This window comes from Polaromonas sp. P1_E3 (genome assembly GCF_056405935.1).
The window spans coordinates 1-1,095 of sequence record NZ_JBFUBD010000650.1 but is presented as its reverse complement, the minus strand read 5'-3'; the positions used below and the strand labels follow the sequence as shown (position 1 = coordinate 1,095).

Here is a 1,095-nt window from a genome sequence, read left to right as displayed (position 1 = left end):
GTAGGACCTCCTGGCGTGGGAAAAACTTCGCTGGGTCAGTCAATTGCCAAGGCAACGGGCCGCAAGTATGTGCGCATGGCCCTTGGCGGCATGCGTGATGAGGCCGAAATTCGCGGCCATCGCCGAACCTATATTGGCGCGTTGCCCGGCAAGGTCTTGCAGAGCCTTACCAAGGCCGGCACGCGCAATCCGCTGTTCCTGCTGGACGAAATCGACAAGCTGGGCACCGACTTCCGCGGCGATCCGTCGAGCGCGCTGCTGGAGGTACTGGACCCCGAACAGAACCATACATTTGGTGACCACTACGTCGAGGTTGATTTCGACCTGAGCGACGTGATGTTTGTGGCTACATCGAATTCGATGAACATTCCGCCGGCCTTGCTGGACCGCATGGAGGTGATTCGCCTCTCCGGTTACACCGAAGACGAAAAAACCAGCATTGCGATGCGCTACCTGTTGCCCAAGCAGGTCAAGAACAACGGCGTGAAGGAAGAAGAGCTCGAAGTGCRGGAGCAGGCGGTGCGTGACATTGTGCGTTACTACACGCGTGAAGCCGGCGTGCGTTCGCTTGAGCGCGAACTCTCCAAGATATGCCGCAAGGTGGTCAAGGGAATCCAGCTCAAGAAGATGACGCCCAAGGTCATCGTGACACCCGACAACCTCAATGATTTCCTGGGCGTGCGCAAGTTCAACTACGGCCGCGCCGAGCAGCAAAACCAGGTAGGCCAGGTGGTGGGTCTGGCCTGGACGGAAGTCGGTGGCGACTTGCTGACGATTGAGGCCGCGATGATGCCCGGCAAGGGCGTGATCACCCGAACCGGATCGTTAGGCGATGTCATGAAGGAATCCGTTGAGGCCGCGCGCACGGTGGTGCGCAGCCGCTCCAAGGTTCTCGGCATCAAGGACGAGATGTTCGAAAAGCGCGATATCCATATTCACGTGCCGGACGGGGCGACACCGAAAGACGGTCCGAGCGCGGGCGCTGCCATGACCACTGCTTTTGTTTCTGCGATGACGGGTATTCCGGTGCGGGGTGACGTCGCCATGACAGGTGAGATCACCCTGCGTGGTGAGGTCACGGCCATTGGCGGGCTC

General features: G+C 59.7%; 1 protein-coding gene. It reads left to right on the top strand.

The window, feature by feature from the left end; genetic code table 11:
* Window positions 1-1,095, top strand: a 1,095-nt coding sequence (locus tag AC1D0Z_RS22505) for a S16 family serine protease (RefSeq protein WP_477660363.1), incomplete at both ends; no start/stop codon positions are given.